Annotated in this window: 16 protein-coding genes; 1 reads left to right on the forward strand and 15 read right to left on the reverse strand. The window is 59.2% G+C overall.

Going from position 1 to position 19051, the window contains the following annotated elements; genetic code table 11:
* Positions 1-22: 22 nt before the first annotated feature.
* From QMX93_RS01205 to QMX93_RS01215, 3 genes are all read right to left on the reverse strand, one after another.
* Positions 23-1255 carry a nucleoside permease gene (locus QMX93_RS01205; protein WP_282352010.1) on the reverse strand — a complete coding sequence of 411 codons (1233 nt, stop codon included), beginning with the start codon at positions 1253-1255 and terminating at the stop codon, positions 23-25.
* A 69-nt stretch (positions 1256-1324) separates the two neighbouring features.
* Complete coding sequence (locus tag QMX93_RS01210) at positions 1325-2377, reverse strand: sugar phosphate isomerase/epimerase (protein ID WP_282352013.1); 1053 nt, start codon at positions 2375-2377, stop codon at positions 1325-1327.
* Positions 2378-2396: 19 nt separating this feature from the next.
* Entirely contained in the window at positions 2397-3590 is a 1194-nt protein-coding gene (locus QMX93_RS01215; RefSeq protein WP_282351724.1) for a Gfo/Idh/MocA family oxidoreductase, read from the reverse strand.
* A 187-nt stretch (positions 3591-3777) separates the two neighbouring features.
* Between QMX93_RS01215 and QMX93_RS01220 the strand changes: the two genes are divergently transcribed.
* Positions 3778-4797, forward strand: a complete 1020-nt coding sequence (locus tag QMX93_RS01220) for a LacI family DNA-binding transcriptional regulator (protein WP_282351726.1) — start codon at positions 3778-3780, stop codon at positions 4795-4797.
* A gap of 7 nt (positions 4798-4804) precedes the next feature.
* Here QMX93_RS01220 and QMX93_RS01225 read toward each other — a convergent pair whose 3' ends face one another.
* The 12 genes from QMX93_RS01225 to QMX93_RS01280 all read right to left on the reverse strand — a co-directional run bounded on the left by QMX93_RS01225 (position 4805) and on the right by QMX93_RS01280 (position 18973).
* Positions 4805-5707, reverse strand: coding sequence for a bestrophin family ion channel (locus QMX93_RS01225; RefSeq protein WP_053120153.1), 903 nt, complete (start codon positions 5705-5707; stop codon positions 4805-4807).
* Between the two features lie 113 nt (positions 5708-5820).
* Positions 5821-6870, reverse strand: coding sequence for an acyltransferase (locus tag QMX93_RS01230; RefSeq protein WP_282351731.1), 1050 nt, complete (start codon positions 6868-6870; stop codon positions 5821-5823).
* A gap of 118 nt (positions 6871-6988) precedes the next feature.
* The gene (locus QMX93_RS01235; protein WP_282351735.1) at positions 6989-8464 is read right to left on the reverse strand and encodes a family 16 glycosylhydrolase; all 1476 of its coding nucleotides are present in this window, start codon (positions 8462-8464) and stop codon (positions 6989-6991) included.
* A complete protein-coding gene (galE, locus tag QMX93_RS01240) occupies positions 8461-9516 on the reverse strand; it encodes a UDP-glucose 4-epimerase GalE (protein ID WP_282351738.1) in 1056 nt (351 codons plus the stop codon). The genes QMX93_RS01235 and galE overlap by 4 nt, the downstream gene beginning before the upstream one ends.
* A 30-nt stretch (positions 9517-9546) precedes the next feature.
* Positions 9547-10965 carry an oligosaccharide flippase family protein gene (locus QMX93_RS01245; protein WP_282351740.1) on the reverse strand — a complete coding sequence of 473 codons (1419 nt, stop codon included), beginning with the start codon at positions 10963-10965 and terminating at the stop codon, positions 9547-9549.
* 13 nt (positions 10966-10978) lie between these two features.
* On the reverse strand, positions 10979-11932 hold the full coding sequence (locus QMX93_RS01250) for a glycosyltransferase family 2 protein (RefSeq protein WP_282351742.1): 954 nt from the start codon (positions 11930-11932) through the stop codon (positions 10979-10981).
* Between the two features lie 17 nt (positions 11933-11949).
* Entirely contained in the window at positions 11950-13263 is a 1314-nt protein-coding gene (locus tag QMX93_RS01255) for an O-antigen ligase family protein (protein WP_282351745.1), read from the reverse strand.
* The gene (locus tag QMX93_RS01260) at positions 13260-14372 is read right to left on the reverse strand and encodes a glycosyltransferase (protein ID WP_282351747.1); all 1113 of its coding nucleotides are present in this window, start codon (positions 14370-14372) and stop codon (positions 13260-13262) included. Before QMX93_RS01260 ends, QMX93_RS01255 begins: the two co-directional genes overlap by 4 nt.
* On the reverse strand, positions 14369-15451 hold the full coding sequence (locus tag QMX93_RS01265; protein ID WP_282351749.1) for a glycosyltransferase: 1083 nt from the start codon (positions 15449-15451) through the stop codon (positions 14369-14371). The genes QMX93_RS01260 and QMX93_RS01265 overlap by 4 nt, the downstream gene beginning before the upstream one ends.
* Positions 15452-15453: 2 nt before the next feature.
* Complete coding sequence (locus QMX93_RS01270; RefSeq protein WP_282351751.1) at positions 15454-16158, reverse strand: WecB/TagA/CpsF family glycosyltransferase; 705 nt, start codon at positions 16156-16158, stop codon at positions 15454-15456.
* 13 nt (positions 16159-16171) lie between these two features.
* Entirely contained in the window at positions 16172-17512 is a 1341-nt protein-coding gene (locus QMX93_RS01275; protein WP_282351753.1) for a UDP-glucose/GDP-mannose dehydrogenase family protein, read from the reverse strand.
* A 69-nt stretch (positions 17513-17581) separates the two neighbouring features.
* Entirely contained in the window at positions 17582-18973 is a 1392-nt protein-coding gene (locus tag QMX93_RS01280) for an undecaprenyl-phosphate glucose phosphotransferase (protein ID WP_282351755.1), read from the reverse strand.
* Between the last annotated feature and the right edge of the window lie 78 nt (positions 18974-19051).

The raw sequence follows: 19051 nt of genomic DNA on the forward strand, positions 1-19051 counted from the left end.
CGCAGCGATCTGCGGGTCGCACTTATATCGCAGGTTTCATATCGCGCTCGCCCCGCCCGGTGAACGTAAGCCAGAACAAAATAAACACCGCGATGGCGAAGGCTGCCGGAAACAGCCAGATGCTTCGCCAGTCGTGAACGCCCGCTGTCGAAAAGTGGTCGGTCACCTGACCCGCTACCCAGAATCCGATCAGCATGCCGAAGCCGTAGGTGGCCAGTGTAATGAGTCCCTGCGCGGAACTGCGAAAGCGTTCGGAGGCTTTGGCGTCGGTGTAGATTTGCCCTGAGACGAAAAAGAAGTCATAGCAGACGCCGTGCAAAGCGATGCCGGCCAGCAGCATCATGGCTTGATCACCGTTACTGCCATAGGCGAACAGCAAATACCGCAATGCCCACGCCGACATCCCGATCAACAGTGCGATTTTGATGCCGAAACGATGGATGAACAGCGGCAGCAGCAACATGAAAAGCACTTCGGACACCTGCCCGATAGCCATTTTTGCGGTGGGGTTTTCGACACCGATTTCGGACAGAAACGGATTGGCGTTCTGGTAGTAAAACGCCAGAGGAATACAGATCAGAATCGAGGCGATGAAGAAGATCAGGTAGCCTCGATCCTTCAGCAAACCTAGAGCCTCCACCCCCAGCAGCTGTTTGAGCCCACCGGTATTTTCACCGTGCTCGAGCGGCGCGGTCGCGGGCAAAGTGAAGCTGTAGAGACCAAGGATCAACGAGGCGACGGCGGACATCAGAAACGTGTTGCGCAGCGCTCCCTCCGCGATTGCCTGTTGAGAGTCCCAGGCAAAGCCGAAGCTGATCACCAGCCCGGCGATAATCCAGCCGATCGTTCCCCAAACGCGAATCCGCGAAAACTCCAGCGCGGGATCTTTCATTTGCCTGAACGCGACGGCATTGACCAATGCCAGGGTCGGCATATAGACCATCATGTAGGCGAGGACGTAAGGGTAAAACGCGCTGAAATCATCAACGAGATAGAGCTGATAGAGCAGGGCGGCGCCCAGTAGATGCAGCACCGCCAGAATGCGTTCCGCGTTGAAAAAGCGGTCAGCAATCAGGCCAATCACGAACGGGGCGAAAATCGCTCCCCACGATTGCGTGGAGAAGGCCATGCCCACCTGACCGCCGCTGGCAGCCAGCGTCGTGGTGAGGAACGTCCCGAGGGTGACGAACCAGCCACCCCAGATAAAAAATTGCAGAAACATCATCGCGCTCAGTCGCGCGTTAATTCCAGGCATGTGAGTCACCCTATTATTCTTATTGGATAGACGTTATTGGATAGACGTTAGTGGCCAGCCGCTGTGGCGTCAGTCATCGACCAGGCCGAGCAGTCGTCGATTGGATTGCTGATCGGCCGTAACACGGGCGAAATCGTCGAAAGCCTTGTCGGTCTTCTTGATCATGTGTTGCTCTATGAATGCCGCGCCTTCTGCGGCGCCCTGGGCGGCGTCCTTCAGGCAGCATTCCCATTCCAGCACGGCCCAGCCGCTGAAATCGTATTGGGTCAATTTGCTGAAGATCGACTTGAAATCGATCTGACCATCGCCCAGCGATCTGAATCTGCCGGGCCGATCCATCCAGCCCTGATACCCGCCGTACACGCCGGAGCGGGCGTCGGGACGGAACTCGGCGTCCTTGACGTGGAACATGCGGATGCGCTCGTGGTAGCGATCGATGAAACCCAAGTAGTCCATTTGTTGTAAAAGCAGATGGCTTGGATCGTAGAGAATCGCCGCGCGCGAGTGATGATTCACCGCTTCAAGAAAGCGTTCGAACGAGGCGCCGTCGTGCAGATCTTCCCCAGGATGGATCTCGTAGCAGAGATCAACGCCCGCTGCTTCAAAGCAATCGAGGATCGGTAACCAGCGCCGCGCCAACTCGGCAAACCCCTCATCGACAAGCCCGGCCGGACGTTGCGGCCATGGGTACAGAAACGGCCAGAGCAAGGCGCCGGAGAATGTCGCGTGAGCCGTCAGGCCCAAGCGCTGACTGGCGCGGGCGGCGAGTTTGAGCTGGGAAATTGCCCACTCTGTGCGAGCCTTAGGCTGGCCGCGTAAATGTTCAGGGGCAAAGTCGTCGAAGACGGCGTCGAACGCGGGATGCACGGCGACCAACTGGCCTTGCAAGTGCGTCGACAGTTCGCTGATCACCACGCCGGCTCGCGCACAGGTGGCGATGAGCTCGTCGCAGTAATCCTGACTCTCGGCTGCTCGCTCAAGGTCGATGAATTGCGTGCCGAGGGTCGGTATCTGGATCGCCTTGTAGCCTTGGGAAGCGGCCCATTGCGCGATCTCGGATAACGTATGGAACGGGCTCTCGCTGGACATGAACTGGGCGAGAAAAATACCCGGCCCGCGCATGCCTTTGGTCTGTCGCAACTCAGCGTTCATCTGAGGACTCTCCTGCGGTGTAGGTGTCGGGGATTTCGCTCCACTTGGCGTCACCCCGATGGTTGGCGATGGCCGTCTCGATGAACGCCATGCCGCGTAAACCAACGTTGATTCCGGGAACGCCCGGCGCATCGTGGCCAGGCACTTTGTGCAAAATTGATTGCGCCAGCGCGCGATAAAGATTGGCCATGGCTTCGAGATAACCCTCCGGATGCCCGGCGGGCAGGCGCATCCGCGATAAGGCGTCGGCGCACAACCAGGGTTGCCCGATGCCTGAGCGCAACAGGCGGATCGGCTGGTCAATCGAGCGATGGATCAGGCTGGCCGGGTCTTCCTGACGCCACTCCAGCCCGCCTTTGTCACCGTAGAGGCGGATCTTCAGCGGGTTTTCCTCTCCCGCGCAGACCTGGCTGGCGATCAATACACCGCTGGCGCCATCGGCCATTTTGAACAGCATCGAGGCGTCGTCATCCAACTGACGGTTATCGAAGTGAGCGCTGAGCATTGCGCTGACGTGTTGAATTTTCTGGTCGGCGACAAACTCCGCGAGAGAGAAGGCGTGAGTGCCGATATCACCAATGCAGCCACCGATGCCGGACTGCGCGGGATCATCTCGCCAGTCCGCCTGTTTATTGCCGCGTCCGGAGACATCTTCGCTGAGCCAGCCTTGAGGATATTCGACCAGCACCTTGCGCAGGCGGCCGATCACACCGCTGCGTACCATTTCGCGGGCCTGCCAGACCATCGCATAGCCGAGGTAAGTGTGAGCCAGCCCGTAGATTCGATCGCTGTGGATGACGTCGTGTCGGAGCGACTGCAGTTCAGCAAGATCCAGCGCAGCAGGTTTTTCGCTGAACACATGGAAACCGGCGCGCAGCGCTTTACTGGCAATCGGTGCATGCAGATGGTTTGGCGTGACGATCACCAGCAATTCCATGCGCTGCTCAGGCGCAAGCACACTTTCGGCGTCGAGCATCGTCTGCCAGGTGTCGTAACAGCGTTGGGCAGGCACACCCAGTGCAGCGGCGGTGCGCTGGTTATTTTCAGGCGTGCGACTGAAGGCACCACAGACCAGCTCGAACTGGCCATCCAGGCGTGCCGCCTGCCGATGCGCCTGAGCAATGAAGGCGCCTTCACCGCCGCCGACAAAACCCATTCTTATTTTTCGACCTGCTGAACTCATGTCACTCGTCTCGGTGGGGTGATTGTTCACTATGCTTGAGTGGTGATGTAACCGGTTACATCTGCCCGGAAATTTAGGCTTCAATTCCGGCAGTGTCAAATCCTGCGACGATGTGGAGTGGACATTTCCGCCTGTCGCGACGTGCGGTAAGCTGCCGCACTCGATCTTCCGAACACGCGAGGCGTTTGTGTCAAATATCCGTGAGGTGGCTCGACTGGCAGGTGTATCCGTGGCGACGGTGTCCAGAACACTGAAATCACCGGAGAGGGTGCTCCCCGAAACCCGCGACAAGGTCAACGCTGCCGTCGAACAAGCCAACTACCGGCCGAACCTGATGGCCGTGCAGTTTCGCTCGCGAAAAACCGGCAACCTGGTGATCCTCGTTCCGGCAATCGCCAATACTTTTTTCGCACGGGTGATCAGTGGGGCGCAGAAGGCGGCGCAGGCGGCCGGGTATCGGCTGCTGCTTTGCGATACTCAAGGGCAAGAAGCCGTCGAGCGGCAATTCGCCGAACTGGTGTATGCCCACCAGGCGGACGGCGTGATTCAACTGCGCGCGTTTGATCCCTTTGATACCGCGGCGTCGAACGCGGATCTGCCGCCGATCGTCAATGCCTGCGAAGTCATCAGTGACGGGCGTCACGCCACCATCAGCCTGGATAATTTCGCGGCCGCCAAGGCAATGACGCAACACCTTATCGCGCAGGGACATCAGCGGATCGGACTGATCAAAGGCTCAAGAAGCAGTCCTCTGACACGCGACCGACTGGCCGGGTATCAGGCCGCTTTGCGCGAAGCCGGAATCGGTTTCGACGAGGAATTGGTCTGCCATGGCGACTTCACCCTGAATGCCGGGTTCGTCGGCGCCTCGAAAATGCTCACGATGGCCACGAAGCCAACTGCGCTTTTCTGTGAAAACGACGAGATGGCCATCGGTGCCTTGAAACGCATCAAGCAAGCGGGTTTGCGCGTGCCTGAGGACATTTCGCTGGTGGGCTTCGACGATATTCCGATGGCCGCCTACTGCGATCCACCCCTGACAACCATCTCGCAACCCGCTGAGGCGTTCGGTGAGAAAGCCGTGCAAATGCTGATCATGCTGATCGATAAAAAACCGCTGCCCAAGCGCCACGTCGTGCTGCCGTTCGAGTTCACCGGCCGCGCCAGTTCAGGCCCTTGCGCGGCTAGCAAAGCGCAGCCGGTTTAAGCAGGGTTCAAGCAATTTCACCGTGCCGGCGCACGTCGCCCAACGAATCGCGTTGCATCGACTGCAGGTTTTTCTCGATGGTTTCGCACAGCGCTTCCATCTGAATTTGATGCTCGCTATGACGAAACGGACTTTGCAGATCGGTACCGATGCGCTCGATCGCCAGCAACATAAACCCGACCACGGTAGAGGCCAGCGGCGTAAACCAGCCCAGCGATTCCACCAGCCCCACCGGCACGATCAGGCAGAACAACGAGATAAACAGCCGCGGAAAATACACATAAGGGTAGGGCAGCGGCGTATTCGCGATTCGCTCCATACCGCCCTGACTGTTCGACAGATCCACCAGCGTCGACTCCAGCCGCGCCAGACGAATGCTGTCCAGACGCCCGGCCTTGTATTCCCGCGCCAACAACGCAGCGGAGCCGGTGAGAATGTCGTTGGCGAAGTTATTGGTCGTGCCGCTGCGCGCAAACTCATCAGCAGGAATAAACGCCCGGACTTCCTCAGGGCAAGGCAAACCTTGCAGATGCGCCGCAAGGCAATTCACGTAAGCAACGTGACGACGCAGCAACGTCGACTTGACCGGATTCACCTCGGTGCCGGGATCATCCAGCAACGTCAGCACCTGCCGGGCAAAACTGCGCGAACTGTTGATCATCGAACCCCACAGCGTCCGCGCCTCCCACCAGCGGTTGTAAGCGCTGCTGTTACGAAAACTGATCAGCACAATTAGCGCCGAACCCAATAACGTCAGGGGCATCAGCGGCAAATTCAGCTTGGCGTTGAGAAACAGCATGAAGTCGACCGTGACGGCGATGTCCCACAACAACAGCCAGAACAAGGCCCAGCCGACATAGCCCAGGGTCTTGATGATCAAACGGTATTTTTTGACGATGGCAGCTTTCAAACGGAAACCTCGTGGCGAGCGGGAAGCAGTGATGCTTTAGCTCGGACGGTGTTTTCGCTGCAAGGTTCGATGAGGGCGGCGGGGGGCATGGTAGATAGGGTGCAGGAAGCCGGCTAATCGGCTCTGACACGTTTGAAGGAGATTGAAAGGTATCTTTTGATGAAGCGGGCAATTGGCGTTTCGATTTTCCTGTTGATGAACCAGGACGCGGCAATCATCAGGATGATGGTGCCCCAGAACAGCAGGTGCGCGTTCACCGCCGGGTAAGCGATGTTGAAAATCATGAAGCCGATCATTTGATGGAGCAGGTAAAGCGGATACGTCAGCGCACCCAGCACCGTCCAGTTGCGCCGACTGATAGCAGGCGTTCGGTTGGTCGTGATCAAGTAGAACAGGATGAAAAACAGGCCGATCAGACCGCAGATGATCAGCGGGTTGTATTCAGTCGAGTATTTGGTTTCGATCGATTCGGCCCACACCATCGCGGTAAAGCAGGCTAACGCCAACGCGCCCAGCAGTAGCAGAACCCGGGTTTTGTTAAAACCCTTGACCCACGCCAGGTAGAACGTGGCTCCGGCGATGAAGTAGGCGGCGTAATCAGTGATCAATAGCGAGCGTAGCTTTTCCAACACCAGTATTTCCGCTGTTGCAGAAACCAGCAGCCAGGCCACGAGGAACGGTTCGATTTTGTCTATTTTCTTCACGCTCAACAGGACGGAAATCATCAGGTAGAACTTTATTTCTACAAACAGTGACCAGTACACCCCGTCGATCGGTTCTACATTCAGCATCTCGCTCAGAAAGGCCATGTTGATCAAATATTGGTATAAATCGGCCGAGAAGCGTGGCTGGCCGATGGCTAACGTGAACAAAAACGTCAGCGTGCAGCACACCCAGAACGCCGGGCAGAGACGCACGACGCGGGATATGAAAAATACACTGAGGTTGTTGCTCGACGCGGTCATCAGGATGACGAACCCGCTGATCATGAAAAAAAGTTCGACGCCCAAGTAACCGTATTTGGCAGGCTCGGCCAACCAGGGATATGGCATTGTCGACATGTCGCCTTTTGCATAGCCGCGAAAAGCATAGTGAAAAATCACGACGGCGATAGCGGCGAGGAAGCGCAGCAAATCCAGTTCCTGCAGCCGTCGGTTGTTCATATAGGGCGCTCCAGACTTTTTCGCGCTGATTGAAACTGACGACTCTGGTCACTGACACTTGACCCCAGGCGAAAGCGATTGAAGCCGTGGCGATTCGTCCCCCGGTTTGATGAGACGGCTATGGACTGCGTTGCCACATGTGGATGTAGTCGATTTCGAAGGTGGAGGGCAGGTCAGCGTCATCGACGATGCCGAACCACTTCCACATCGCCTCACTGTCAAAGACGATCTCCATGGGGAAGAAGAAGTGGCTGTTCTTCGATTCCCGCACCAGCACACCATCGACGTACCAGCGCAGGGTGTCGGGTTGCCAGTCGAAGCCGTAGACATGGAAGTCCTCGGCCAGGCGCCATGGACTCAGCCAAATGCTGCCGTCGGCGATGTGTTCGCTGCTTTGCGGCGTGGCCCATAAGTGGGCGTTCATGTTGTACGAACGGTCGAGGGCGGCATTTTTGGTTTTGCCGCCGATTTCGAAAATGTCGATTTCGGTGGCGTTGTCCATCATGCCCGTCCACGCCAGCCAGAAAGCGCTGGAACCAGCGGAGTTCATCGGCTTGGCCCGTGCTTCGTAGTAACCGTAAAAACCGCGTTCAAGGGTGCGAACCATCGCTGAGGTGTAGTCCTTGAAACCGAGTTTGACGTACTTGTCGGGCAAGCTTTCTTTGCGGAAGACTATGTTCAGGTTGCCATCGTGGACGAAGGCATTGTTCGGCGAGTAAAGCGCCGGTTTACGTCCGAGCGATTCATTGCCGATGCCGTTGTTGACGTGCCAGCGGGTGCGATCGAGGGTGGTGCCATTGAACTCGTCCGACAGTGTCGTGTTGAGCGTCCACTGACCGGCATTGGCCTGATCGGACAGCGGCAGATCGGGATTACTCCGCGTCGGCAACGGGCCTAGCGACCCCACGCGCGTCCAGGTATTGGCCACGCTGGGGACGGCCACTGACCACTTGTTTGCCAGGTAATGAAAGACTTGCTGGCGCTCGGCGAGGGAGGCAAACGCTCGGTCGTAAACCAGCACTTCGGCGATGTCGCCACGAAAGTTTTCGGCATTGCCCACGGCATTACGACCGACCCCATACGGGCCAATCGGTACGTCGTAAAGCTCCAGCACCGACACCGTCGGCGCGTACGCGTCGGTCTGCGCCAGGCTGATGGCGATATTCGGCAGCACGTTGTCGTTTTGCGCCGTCTGTGGGCGTGAACTGAACAAGCGTTGCCAAGGGTCACTCCCTGACTGTTCGGGCAATCGGCGCGACACGATCAATACCGTCACCGGGCCTTTGGCGCTGCGCAGAGTCGTACCCAGAAACCCCGACTCACCAGTGAAACGCACCACCGGAAGGCTATTCAGTGCGTTCGCCATGCGCTGTGGCGGCGCGATGGCCTCGTCGACGCTGGCATCATTGCCCTTGCCGGATTTGTCCTTCCAATGCCGGACACGGTTCTGTCCGTCCAGGGTCATCGTTGACGGATCCGCCGCATCCAGCCACAGCACCAGCCCGGTGGTGGGTACAGCCGGCGGCGTCGAGGCGGCGTTGCCCGCCATCGAAACCGCCAGCACGGCGATCAGCAAAGCGCCTCTAACGCTCATTTGACTGCAATCAGCGTTGGCACTTCGAAGGAAGACTGATACCCCTGCGGATTACACGACTGCCACCGCCACGTATCGACAATCATCTGTTGCAGATCGCGTTGCGCCGTCCAGCCAAGCTCGCGTCCTGCCTTGCCGGGGTCGGCCCAGCATTTTGCGATATCACCTTCGCGTCGCGGGGCGAAACGGTAGGGAATGGTGATGCCGGTGATGTCTTCAAAGCTCTGGATGATCTGCAGCACGCTGTAGCCCACGCCGGTGCCGAGGTTCCAGACATGGATGCCGTTATTGCGCTGCAACACCAGCAGTGCCTTGAGATGACCAATGGCAAGGTCGACCACGTGGATGTAGTCGCGCACGCAGGTGCCGTCCACCGTGGGGTAATCGCTGCCGTACACCGTGAGTTCGGCAATCCGGCCAATGGCGACCTGGGTCAGACACGGCAACAGATTGTTGGGACGGCCTCGGGGATCTTCGCCGATCATTCCGCTTTCGTGGGCGCCAATCGGGTTGAAATAGCGTAATAAACCGATGCTCCAGCGTGGGTCGGAGTGGCACAGATCGGTGAGCAACTCTTCGATCATCAGCTTGGTGCGGCCGTAGGGATTGACCGGTTTGCCGGTGCCGCAATCTTCGGCAATCGGTATCTGTGTCGGCTCGCCGTAGACCGTGGCCGAGGAGCTGAAGACCAATTGAAAGACGTTATTGCGCGCCATCGCCCGGCACAGTTCAAGGGTGCCGGCGACGTTGTTGGTGTAGTAATCCAACGGCTTGCGCACGCTTTCTTCAACGGATTTGAGGCTGGCAAAATGCACCACGGCATCGATGTCATAGCGTTGGAAGATGTCGTCCAGCAGGGCCGCATCGCGGATATCGCCGTGGATGAAATCGACCCGCGTCAAGGTCAGTTGCTCAAGACGCTCGATGCACTCTCGACAGCTGTTGCTCAAATTGTCGAGCACCACCACGGGGTGACCGGCATTGATCAGTGCCAACGCGGTGTGTGAGCCAATGTAGCCGGCCCCTCCGGTAATCAAGGTCGTTTTGCGCATAGTGCGGGCTTCCTGTCTCAGGGAGTGAATTCAGCGGGAGGTAAAAACCGATTTGAATTCTTGCGGCCAGCGCGGGTGCATGACGCTATACGTCACGGCATAGCTCAGCGCGCCGATCACAACGTTGCCGATCAGGTGCAGGTAGCCCTGCAAACCGGACTGTGCCGAGGCATACGAGACGGTGGCGGCCATCACCAGGGAGGCGGTCACGCTGCGGTAATTGGAGTCGAAGAACCGCTGCCAGCCGTAGCCGATGGCCGCGTTGAGCCCGCGGATTTGCAGGGGGGTGATGATCAGCATCCGCGCCAACAGGGCAATGGCGGCGGCCATGCCGCCATAAACGTTGCCAAAGCCGTAGACCAGCGCCAGCGCCAGAACGGTGGTGAGCACTTCCGCCTTGATCGTCAGCTGGCTGCGGTTGACCGCCACCAGTGCGGTAGTGGCGTACATGGCGGTGTTGCCAATGGCCACTGTGCAAGCCAGCACTTGCAGCAGGGGAATGGCTTCGGCCCACTTGGCGCCGAATATCAACAGGATGAGGTCGTTGGCCGTGAGCGCGATGCCGATGAACAACGGCGTCAACACGAAGCCGCTGACGGCGGTGGAATCGCCAAGGATCCCGAGCAGTCGTCCCGGCTCCGCACTGCGTCGTGAGAACACCGGCAGCGCATAACTGAGCAGGCCGTTATAAATGGCCGTGCGTGGCAGATCGATGATGCGCATTGCCATGTTGAACATGCCGACCGCATTCGCGCCGGCCGTCATCCCCAGCACCACGTTGACCCCGCGCTGCAGCGTTTGTGAACTCAGTGCGTTGATGGCAACCGGAGTGCCGGCCTTCAACAGTTCGCGCAAGAACCTAAGGTCTATATAAAACGCTATGCGCCGTGGCTCTGCGCGCATCAACACGATGATCGACACGAACTCCATGATCAGAGCCTGGGCAATGACCGCCCAGGCCCCCAATCCCCACAGCGCGACCGCGATGCCGCCAACACCGCCGAAGACTTTGCCCAGTAACGTACGCGACGCCAGCATCTTGAAATTGCCGCTGCGGCGCATCTGCGCCACATAGACCCTCGCCATCATGGTGAAGAGGATTTTCACCGAGGCCGCCGCCGTCATCCATCGCAGCAACGGGTCCGGCGTGTACAGCATCACCGCGCCCGAAATCATCACGATGGACAACAGGCTGACGATGACCGACGCCCAGAACGCCGTGCTGATGTGTTTTTCCTCCAGGCGCTCGAGGCGTACCAGCGGGTCTTCCAGCACCGATGAATACACCAGACCGACCAATTCGACGATGGCAATGATGATCGTGCCCACGCCTAACTCGGCGGGCGACAGCAGCCTGGCGTAGGCAACAAAGGTGATCATCGAGAGGAAGATCAGTCCGAATTTCTCGGTGAATATCCAGCCCAGTGTGATGAGGCGACGATTGGCCATGGCGGATACCGGTTCAATGAGCGGCGGTTGAAACCGTTGGCTTGCGCAATGTTTTGGCGCGGGCGTAGAGGTAGCGCAACGTCGGCTTACCGTGGTCGAAGATCAGGGTTTGCCAGGAATGCCGGAACATGCGCTGGTACACGTCGATCACTTCGACATGCTCGCCGCCTCGGGAAAATGTGTTGAGAAAATCGGTGTGGTTGCCCAGCACGAAGTCGATCTGTTGCTGCTTGCTCAACTGTGCGGCGTAACGGGCGAGGTAAACCTCAATGAAGCGGATCTTGTTCTGGTAGTACTTTTTCGGTTGCGCGGTCATGTTGCCGCTGTTGATCGAACGCTCCAGCAACACCTGCGGCACCGTGTGGATTTCCCAGTTTTCCGCGATTCGCGTCCACATGAAGCGGTCTTCGCTGTAACGCAGGCCCGCATCGAAGCCGCCGAGCTGCATGATCACGTCGCGCTTGACCAGTGCCGCGGACACGCCATTGACGACATTGGCGTGGATGAAATCGTAGAAGTGCATGCCGTTCTTCAGGCGGTTGTCCATCTGCCGTCTGCCGTCGCTGTAATTGACCTGCACGTAGCAGTCGATCAGCCCCACTGGTCGGCCCTGACGGGTGAGTTCGTCATACAGGGCCAGTTGCAGCTCCAGCTTTTGCGGACGCCATTGGTCGTCGGCATCCAGCATCGCCACAAACGTCTCCTGGCTGTGGCGCATGCCGTGGTTGCGGGCGCTGGACTGGCCTTCGTTGGCTTGTTGCAGCAACGTCAGGCGAAACGGCGCTTTGAAATCCCTGACCCGTTGCGGGCCGTCATCGGTGGAGCCGTCGTCGATGACGATGACGTGATCGGGCAGGCGGGTCTGGTCGGCCAGGGATGCCAGCGTTTGCTCGATACTGGCGGCGCCGTTGTACATCGGGATGACCACGCACACGGAATGCGCTGAACGGAGGACTGGGTTGGGCACGGTTGTTTCTCCTGCTGTTACGCCTTGGCTGAATCACGCGGAAATACAGCGCCAGCGCGAGGCTGACGCAGGGTGGCCGGTGATGACTCGGGGAATGTCGCGGGGTGACGCCGAAAGGACAGAGCGAGGGTGCAGAACACCAGGAACTCGGCGGATCGATAGTTGGGGATCACGTACGCCACGTAATTGGTGACGGCGAACAAACCGATGATGACCAGCGCGCTGGCGCGAAACTGCGCGGCCTGATTCGCCGTCACGGCGCGGTATTGTTTGAGCAGCGCTTCGCCCAGCAGCAACACCAGTGCCGCCAACTGAATCAAACCGCCGTTGAGCAGGGTTTCCATGTAGCCGCTGTGGGCGTTGCCGATGTAACCCCAACGCGTGATGAACGCGTCGGCATCAGGACTGGCCCAGAACGCGCCGTAGCCATAACCCTTGAGCCATTGCTGGTCGACATACGGCGCGAGCAGCTCCCAGATCAGCGTGCGGTCAGTCAGTGAGGGATCGCGGCCGGCCACCTCCAGCAGCCATGCAATGTGGTTGTACAGCAGCAGGCAAAACAGCATGAACACCAAGGTGCAACCGAGGAACAGCCACTGCGAGCGATTGATACGCAAGCGGATCAGGGTGAGGAAGTAGCCGTAGCTCGCCGTGCCGCAAATGATCAACGCCACGCCGGTGGCCGACTGCGCGAGCAGGATGGCGATCAGCGAAAAAAACGAGCAGAACAGCGCCCAGCGGTTGCCTTTGCGGATCATCGGCAGCAACAGCAGGATGGCGATCGCGTTGAGCCGTGCGCCGGCGTTCTTCTCGGCAAAAATCCCTTTGAATGCGCCGTCGCGGATCCCCCCGGACAGGAACGCGACGCTTGGCATGACCACGGCGAGTATCAAGCCGATCAACGCCGCCACGCCGATGGCACAGCCGAGCATGAACGTGATTTTTTCCAGTGGGTAGTTGTAGGCAATGAACCCGGCAAAAAACACCACGCTGAGCATCGCGACGACGCGTTTGAGGCTCAGCATCGGGTCGTAAGACCAACCGATTGAGGCGATCACCGTGAGCAGGAACAGCAGCAGAAAGACGTTGCTGCGATAAAAGGTTTTGCTCAGGAAAACCTTGTTGCGGATGAAGAAGAACAGCGGCACCAACAGGGTGATGAGACCGCAGACCTGGTTGGCGACGCTGCCCTCGAGGTCGCGATCGACATCGCCGAAATTGAACCCGCCACCGAGGCCGAAGATAAAGGTGAGCACTTGGATGTAAAACAGCACACCGAACAGGGTGAAGCCATCCCGCAGCGTCGAATATCGGATCGCCAGTGTGTTCACGGTGATGGACTCCCCAGCAACGCATCGAGGTAGGACTGCACCGCTTTGGCATTCATGAATCGGGCGGCCGCCTGAAGGCGCAGATGACGTTGAAAATGCCGAGGTGTGGCGAGTTGCAGGGCAATCGCTTGCGCCAATGCCGGCGGGTCGTCGACGTCGACAAGCGGGGCAACCAGACCACCGATCAAAATATCCTGAGGCCCATGGGGGCAGCGCGTCGCCACCACCGGAGTGCCCGTCGACAACGCTTCAACCAGTGCGTTGGGGCTGCCTTCGAAGCGCGACGACAGCACAAAGCAATCGGCCGCCGCGACTTCCGCCAAGGGGTTGATGGTGTAACCGGGGAGGTCGACGCGAACGGCGACGCCCAATGTGCAGGCCAAATCAACCAATCGCGACTTGAGCGCGCCTTCACCAAAAATGATCAAACGCACACGGCTGTCCGGCAACGCGGCGAACGCTCGGATCAGGGTGTCGAAACCTTTTTGCGGCGCCAGGCGCCCGACCGCGACGACTACTGGGCCGGACTTTTCCCGCAACCATTGATGGCTGGGCCGCGCCGGTGTCTTCTCGCGAAAGTCGTTGTCGAGCACCGGGTTGTCGGCAGTGGTCACGTCCTGGTGCCGCGCAATGGTGGTTTCGACCAGATCCAGTGCGACACCGCGCGAAACGCAGATCACCGGGTTGGGTATCAGCCGATACAGCAGCGGAGCCAACAGATAAGCGACGCGCACCATGAAAGCGGGGTTGACGTGTTTGTCATGGGAAAAGGCATTGCGTTCGCTGACGTGCAAACGTGCGAGCGTGCCGGACAGTGCAGCCGCAGCGATCGCCACGACGTTGACGTGAGTGAGGGCCGCCAGTTGCGCATCAAAGCGATTGCGCCGAAGAAATCGCGCGAGTGCCGGCACCGCACGCACGCTACGCGGGCTGTGCAATTCAACTTTTTTCACGCGCGGGTCGAGGTGCGCGACATTTACGCCGCCGCCGGTGAGCATCAGCAACGTCACGTCGTTACCGGCGTCGACCAGCGCACCGGCCAGTCGCGTCATCATTTTCTCGGCACCGCCGGCGCCCAGATCGTGCAGGATAATCAGTAATTTTTTCATTGGTTCCACACCTGGTAATAGGCCTGCGCGGCGTGCTGACTGGTGTACGGGCGGATGGCGTCAGTGATCATGGTTTCGCTGGGCGCGAGATCATCCCGCGCTGTCAGGCTTCGGAGCATTCCATCGGCCAGTGCCGGTGCGTCGTTGACCTTGACCAAAAGGCCCAGTCGGCCGTCGTCGAGCAGTTCTCTGGGGCCTGTCAGGCAGTCGCAGGCAAGTACTGGCGTGCCCAGCGCTAAGGCCTCGATCAGTACGGTCGGCATGCCTTCATGCAGGGAACTCAGGATGAACAGGCGCGCGTGTCGGAGCAGGGGGTAGGGGTTGTGCAAATAACCGGTGAAGTGCACCCGGTGCGCGACGCCCAGGCGCTGGGCCTGCGCCGCTAACGCATCGCGCAAGTGGCCGTCGCCGGCGATCACCAGATCCGGCAGCACCCGGCGGTGCAATGCCAAAGCGTAGGCATCGAGCAACAGGTGAAACCCTTTTTGCTCGGTCAGTCGACCCAGCGCCAACCAATAAGCGCCGGGTAATCCTGCAGGCAGCGGCGCCTGTGCAGCTTGAAACAGTTGCTCGCTGATGACCGCATTGGGGCAATAGCTGACGCGCTGCTGACCCCAAGGCAGCAAGTCGACAAGCGACTGGCGCAGCACCGTGGAAACCGTCACCACTTTTCCGCTGCCGCACAGGTACAAGGCATAGAGCAGGCGCAGGCTCGAAGGGCTGGTTTTTTGCTCAGTGCTATCGAGCGTCACGTGCCGACTATAGATGACTTTGCAGGCACTGCCCAGGGTGGCGAACCAAGTGCAGACGTTGGCCTGTTCCTTGGCGGAAATGAGATGAGTGACGTTCTCGCGATGAATCAGCCGGCGCAACAGGATGATCGAACGGATCAACCCGGCGATGCCGCTGCCACCGCCGTTGTGATGACGCTGATCGCCTTCAGTGTCCGGCGTCTCACCGTTCATGACAAAGAAGCTCACCCGCTGGCCATCCTTGAGAAACTGCTCGGACAACCGTCGCTGGACGCGCTCGACGCCGCCGCCCAACTTGAAATCCTTGAGGATAAACAGGATGTGCATGGTCATTCCCCAACGCTGATGGCGACTTTGTGCCGGGCCAGCATCGCCAGCAGCTGCACAAAGTTGCTGGGGTAATCGATGAGGTAGCGCTTGATCGTGTGGGGCTCGCGGTACATGCGATAAAACGCGCGCAGATGCAGGCGATTGATCAGTGCCGGGTAGTACTGTCGCGTTGCCAACGCTTCCTGACGGATGAACCCGCCGCAGGTAAAAGCGACCCCGCGAAAGCCTGCTTGCAACGCATCCTGCTCGAACTGTTCCTGCAGTCCGGCGCCGAGGCCGACGATCAGAATGTCCGCCTCGCTGTGACAGATATCAGCCCGTATGCCTTCGGCCTGTTCGGCGTTGAAATAGCCATGGTGATAACCGGCGATGACCAGTTGCGGATAGAGGCTTTTGATCTTGAGGATGAACAGATCCAGCTCGGCTTGCCGGGCACCGACGAAGTACACACGCTTGCCCAGTTGTTCGGCACCGCTGAGCACGCGGTCGGCAATCGAGGTGAAGTCAAAACTGACCCGGCCGATCGTCCTGCCAGTCACGCGCGACATGAATGTTGACATGAGCATGCCGTCGCAAAAATAGGTAATGGTGCCCGGGTTCTGCTCGAACACGCTGCCGATGGAGGCGAAATTGATGAAGGAATACGCCTGGTTGGCGTCGAGTAATTGCGGTGAGTAATGCCCGACCAATTCCAGTTTGAACATGGCGTGGCTCCTTTCAGATGACTGAAGGGGTTGGCCGCCCCACGGATACGTAGGTGAAGCCGCGCTTACTCAAACGCTGCGGATCGAACAGATTGCGCCCATCGAAAATCAACGGGTGCTTGAGCTGCTGAGCGATCCGGTCGAAGTCCGGCGCGCGAAACGCTTGCCACTCGGTGACGATGATCAGCGCGTCGGCATTTTTCAGCGCGGCTTCCTTGGTGCCCGCCAGCGTCAGGTCATCGCGCGCGCCATAAATGCGCTGGGCCTCTTCCATGGCTTTCGGATCAAAAGCCTGGACGCTGGCGCCGGCCTGCCACAACGCCTCCATCAATACGCGGCTGGGCGCTTCGCGCATGTCGTCGGTATTGGGTTTGAAGCTCAACCCCCAAAGGGCAAAGGTCTTGCCGCGAAGGTGACCTTCGAAGTGGTTGAACACCTTGCTGTACAGGCTGGCTTTCTGCTCCTGGTTGCGCGACTCCACTGCCTTGAGCAGCCGAGCGTCAATGTCGACACTGGTCGCGGCATGGATCAGTGCCTTCACGTCTTTGGGAAAACACGAGCCGCCGTAGCCGAGGCCGGGATAGATAAACTGATAACCGATGCGCGGGTCGGCGCCGATGCCGTGGCGCACCTTCTCGATGTCGGCACCGAGCTTTTCCGCCAGGCAGGCCATTTCGTTCATGAAACTGATCTTGGTCGCGAGCATGCAATTGGCGGCGTACTTGGTCAGTTCCGCACTGCGCACGTCCATGACAATGATTTTTTCGCGGCTGCGATTGAACGGCTCATACAGTTCGCGCATGACCTCTTCGGCGCGCGGGCTATCGGTGCCGACGATGATTCGGTCGGGGCGCATGCAGTCTTCGACCGCACAGCCTTCCTTGAGAAATTCAGGATTGGAAACCACGTCGAACGTCAGATCGCCGCGATCATGGTCGGCCAGCACCTGCTCGACACACTCACGCACCCGGTCGCCCGTGCCCACCGGCACCGTGGATTTGTTGACGATGATGAGGTGACGATCCATGTTCAGCGCGATGGTTTGCGCCACGCTCAAGACGTATTTGAGATCGGCTGATCCGTCTTCATCTGGCGGTGTGCCGACGGCGATCAACAGCACATCACCGTGCTGTACGGCTGCGGCCAGATCCGTACCGAAGCGCAGTCGGCCACTTTGGTAGTTGTCGCGCACCAAGGTTTTCAGGCCCGGCTCGTAGATGGGCAGCGTGCCTTCTTTCAGCGCCTCGACCCGGGCAACATCGACGTCGACACAGAGCACGTTGTGCCCCACCTCGGCCAGTGCAGCGCCTTGAACAAGGCCCACGTAACCAATACCGAATACGCTCACATTCATGGTCAAACCTCAGGTCGTTTGATGGGTGTCAACGCAGGGGCAGGGGGGGCTGAAGCGCTCGGGCAGCGGTCAGTAGATGTTTTTCGAAAACAACGTGAAGGGGGTCTTGAGGAGGATTTTCAGGTCGAGCCACAGCGACCATTGGTTGATGTAGTTGAGGTCTTGGGCGACGCGCAGCTGCATCTTTTCCACCGTCTCGGTTTCGCCGCGATGCCCGGTAATCTGGGCCAACCCGGTGATGCCCGGCTTGAGACGATGACGGGCCATGTAGGCGCGCACCTTGCCGGTGTAATAAAGGTTGTGGGTGACGGCATGCGGGCGCGGGCCAACCAGCGCCATCTGGCCGCAGACGACATTGAACAGCTGGGGCAATTCGTCGATGGAGGTGCTGCGCAGAAAGTGCCCGATTGACGTCAGTCGGTCATCGTTACGGGTGGCCTGACGCACCTCGCGGTCGTCGTGGACGCGCATCGACCGAAACTTCCAGACCTTGATCACTTCACCGTTGCAACCGTGGCGGTTTTGCTTGAACAGCACCGGGCCCGGCGAGGTCAGTTTGACCGCGGCGGCCACGCCCAACAGCAGCGGGCTGAGCAGAGCAATTGCCAGCGTGGCCAGGCTGCGTTCCAACAGATCCTTGCAAAGCAGGCTGGCAGGGTGCGAGCTGATCAGGCTTTCATTGAGGTAAATGGCGGGCATTCGCTCGATTTCCGAGATCGAATGGTTGAGGAGCATCATGCTGCCAAAATCAGGTATCCACACGACGTCGACATTCATGTCCAGCAGGTCGATGTAGAGCGCTTCGATGGTCGCCGCATGGGCCAGGGTCAGCACGATATACACGCGGCGCACTTCCCGGCGCGTGATGATTTCGCGGATCGCATTGACGTGGCCGAGCAGCGGCAAAATGCTCGGCGCCGGGCCGCTGTCATCGGCTGCGGCGATGAAGCCCAGCACCAATGCGCGGTTCGGTCTGGAGAGTTTCTTCGCCAGCTCATGGGCGGTCGGGCAGGTGCCGATGATCACTGCGCGACGCCCGTTGCACACCCTGCGCGAGTGCAGCCTGGCGAAGTAATGCAGCGGCAGAAAACTCAACGCCTGCACCACAAAACCCAGCACCGCCCAAAGCATGATCACTTGGCGCGAATAAATCGCACTGGTCTGGGTGCTGAAGGCAATCGCGGCGAGCACGGCCAGCAGGATCAACCAGCCAGCCAGCAACCTGCCGAGTCCGACCACCAGGCCATGGCGCTTGTGGTAGACCTGCATCACGCTGTAAATCGGCACTGAACCGAGCACGGTCAGAATGATCAGGACGCGGTATTCGCTGGTCAGGCTGCCGACGCGCCAATACACCAGCAGCATCAGCAGCGAGGTGGCCAGCGCCAGCGCACAGGCCCACTGGCCCCAGAACGTCAGGCCGCGGCGGTGCGTCATATGAGCGGTATAAAGCGGCGTCATGGGCTTAACCTCAGGCAACAGTTATCCATCAGCGCTGATCGGGCAGACACGAGGTCTCTTCCGCAGGCTGTTCCGTGG

This window comes from Pseudomonas sp. PS01303 (genome assembly GCF_029959385.1).
GTDB lineage: Bacteria > Pseudomonadota > Gammaproteobacteria > Pseudomonadales > Pseudomonadaceae > Aquipseudomonas > Aquipseudomonas rustica.

Bases quoted from the DNA above. Each gene is read 5' to 3' on its own strand.
- QMX93_RS01205 (WP_282352010.1), bottom strand. From the start codon at position 1,255: ATGCCTGGAATTAACGCGCGACTGAGCGCGATGATGTTTCTGCAATTT.
- QMX93_RS01210 (WP_282352013.1), bottom strand. From the start codon at position 2,377: ATGCGCGGGCCGGGTATTTTTCTCGCCCAGTTCATGTCCAGCGAGAGC.
- QMX93_RS01215 (WP_282351724.1), bottom strand. From the start codon at position 3,590: ATGAGTTCAGCAGGTCGAAAAATAAGAATGGGTTTTGTCGGCGGCGGT.
- QMX93_RS01230 (WP_282351731.1), bottom strand. From the start codon at position 6,870: ATGAACAACCGACGGCTGCAGGAACTGGATTTGCTGCGCTTCCTCGCC.
- QMX93_RS01235 (WP_282351735.1), bottom strand. From the start codon at position 8,464: ATGAGCGTTAGAGGCGCTTTGCTGATCGCCGTGCTGGCGGTTTCGATG.
- galE (WP_282351738.1), bottom strand. From the start codon at position 9,516: ATGCGCAAAACGACCTTGATTACCGGAGGGGCCGGCTACATTGGCTCA.
- QMX93_RS01245 (WP_282351740.1), bottom strand. From the start codon at position 10,965: ATGGCCAATCGTCGCCTCATCACACTGGGCTGGATATTCACCGAGAAA.
- QMX93_RS01260 (WP_282351747.1), bottom strand. From the start codon at position 14,372: ATGAAAAAATTACTGATTATCCTGCACGATCTGGGCGCCGGCGGTGCC.
- QMX93_RS01265 (WP_282351749.1), bottom strand. From the start codon at position 15,451: ATGCACATCCTGTTTATCCTCAAGGATTTCAAGTTGGGCGGCGGCGTC.
- QMX93_RS01270 (WP_282351751.1), bottom strand. From the start codon at position 16,158: ATGTTCAAACTGGAATTGGTCGGGCATTACTCACCGCAATTACTCGAC.
- QMX93_RS01275 (WP_282351753.1), bottom strand. From the start codon at position 17,512: ATGAATGTGAGCGTATTCGGTATTGGTTACGTGGGCCTTGTTCAAGGC.
- QMX93_RS01280 (WP_282351755.1), bottom strand. From the start codon at position 18,973: ATGACGCCGCTTTATACCGCTCATATGACGCACCGCCGCGGCCTGACG.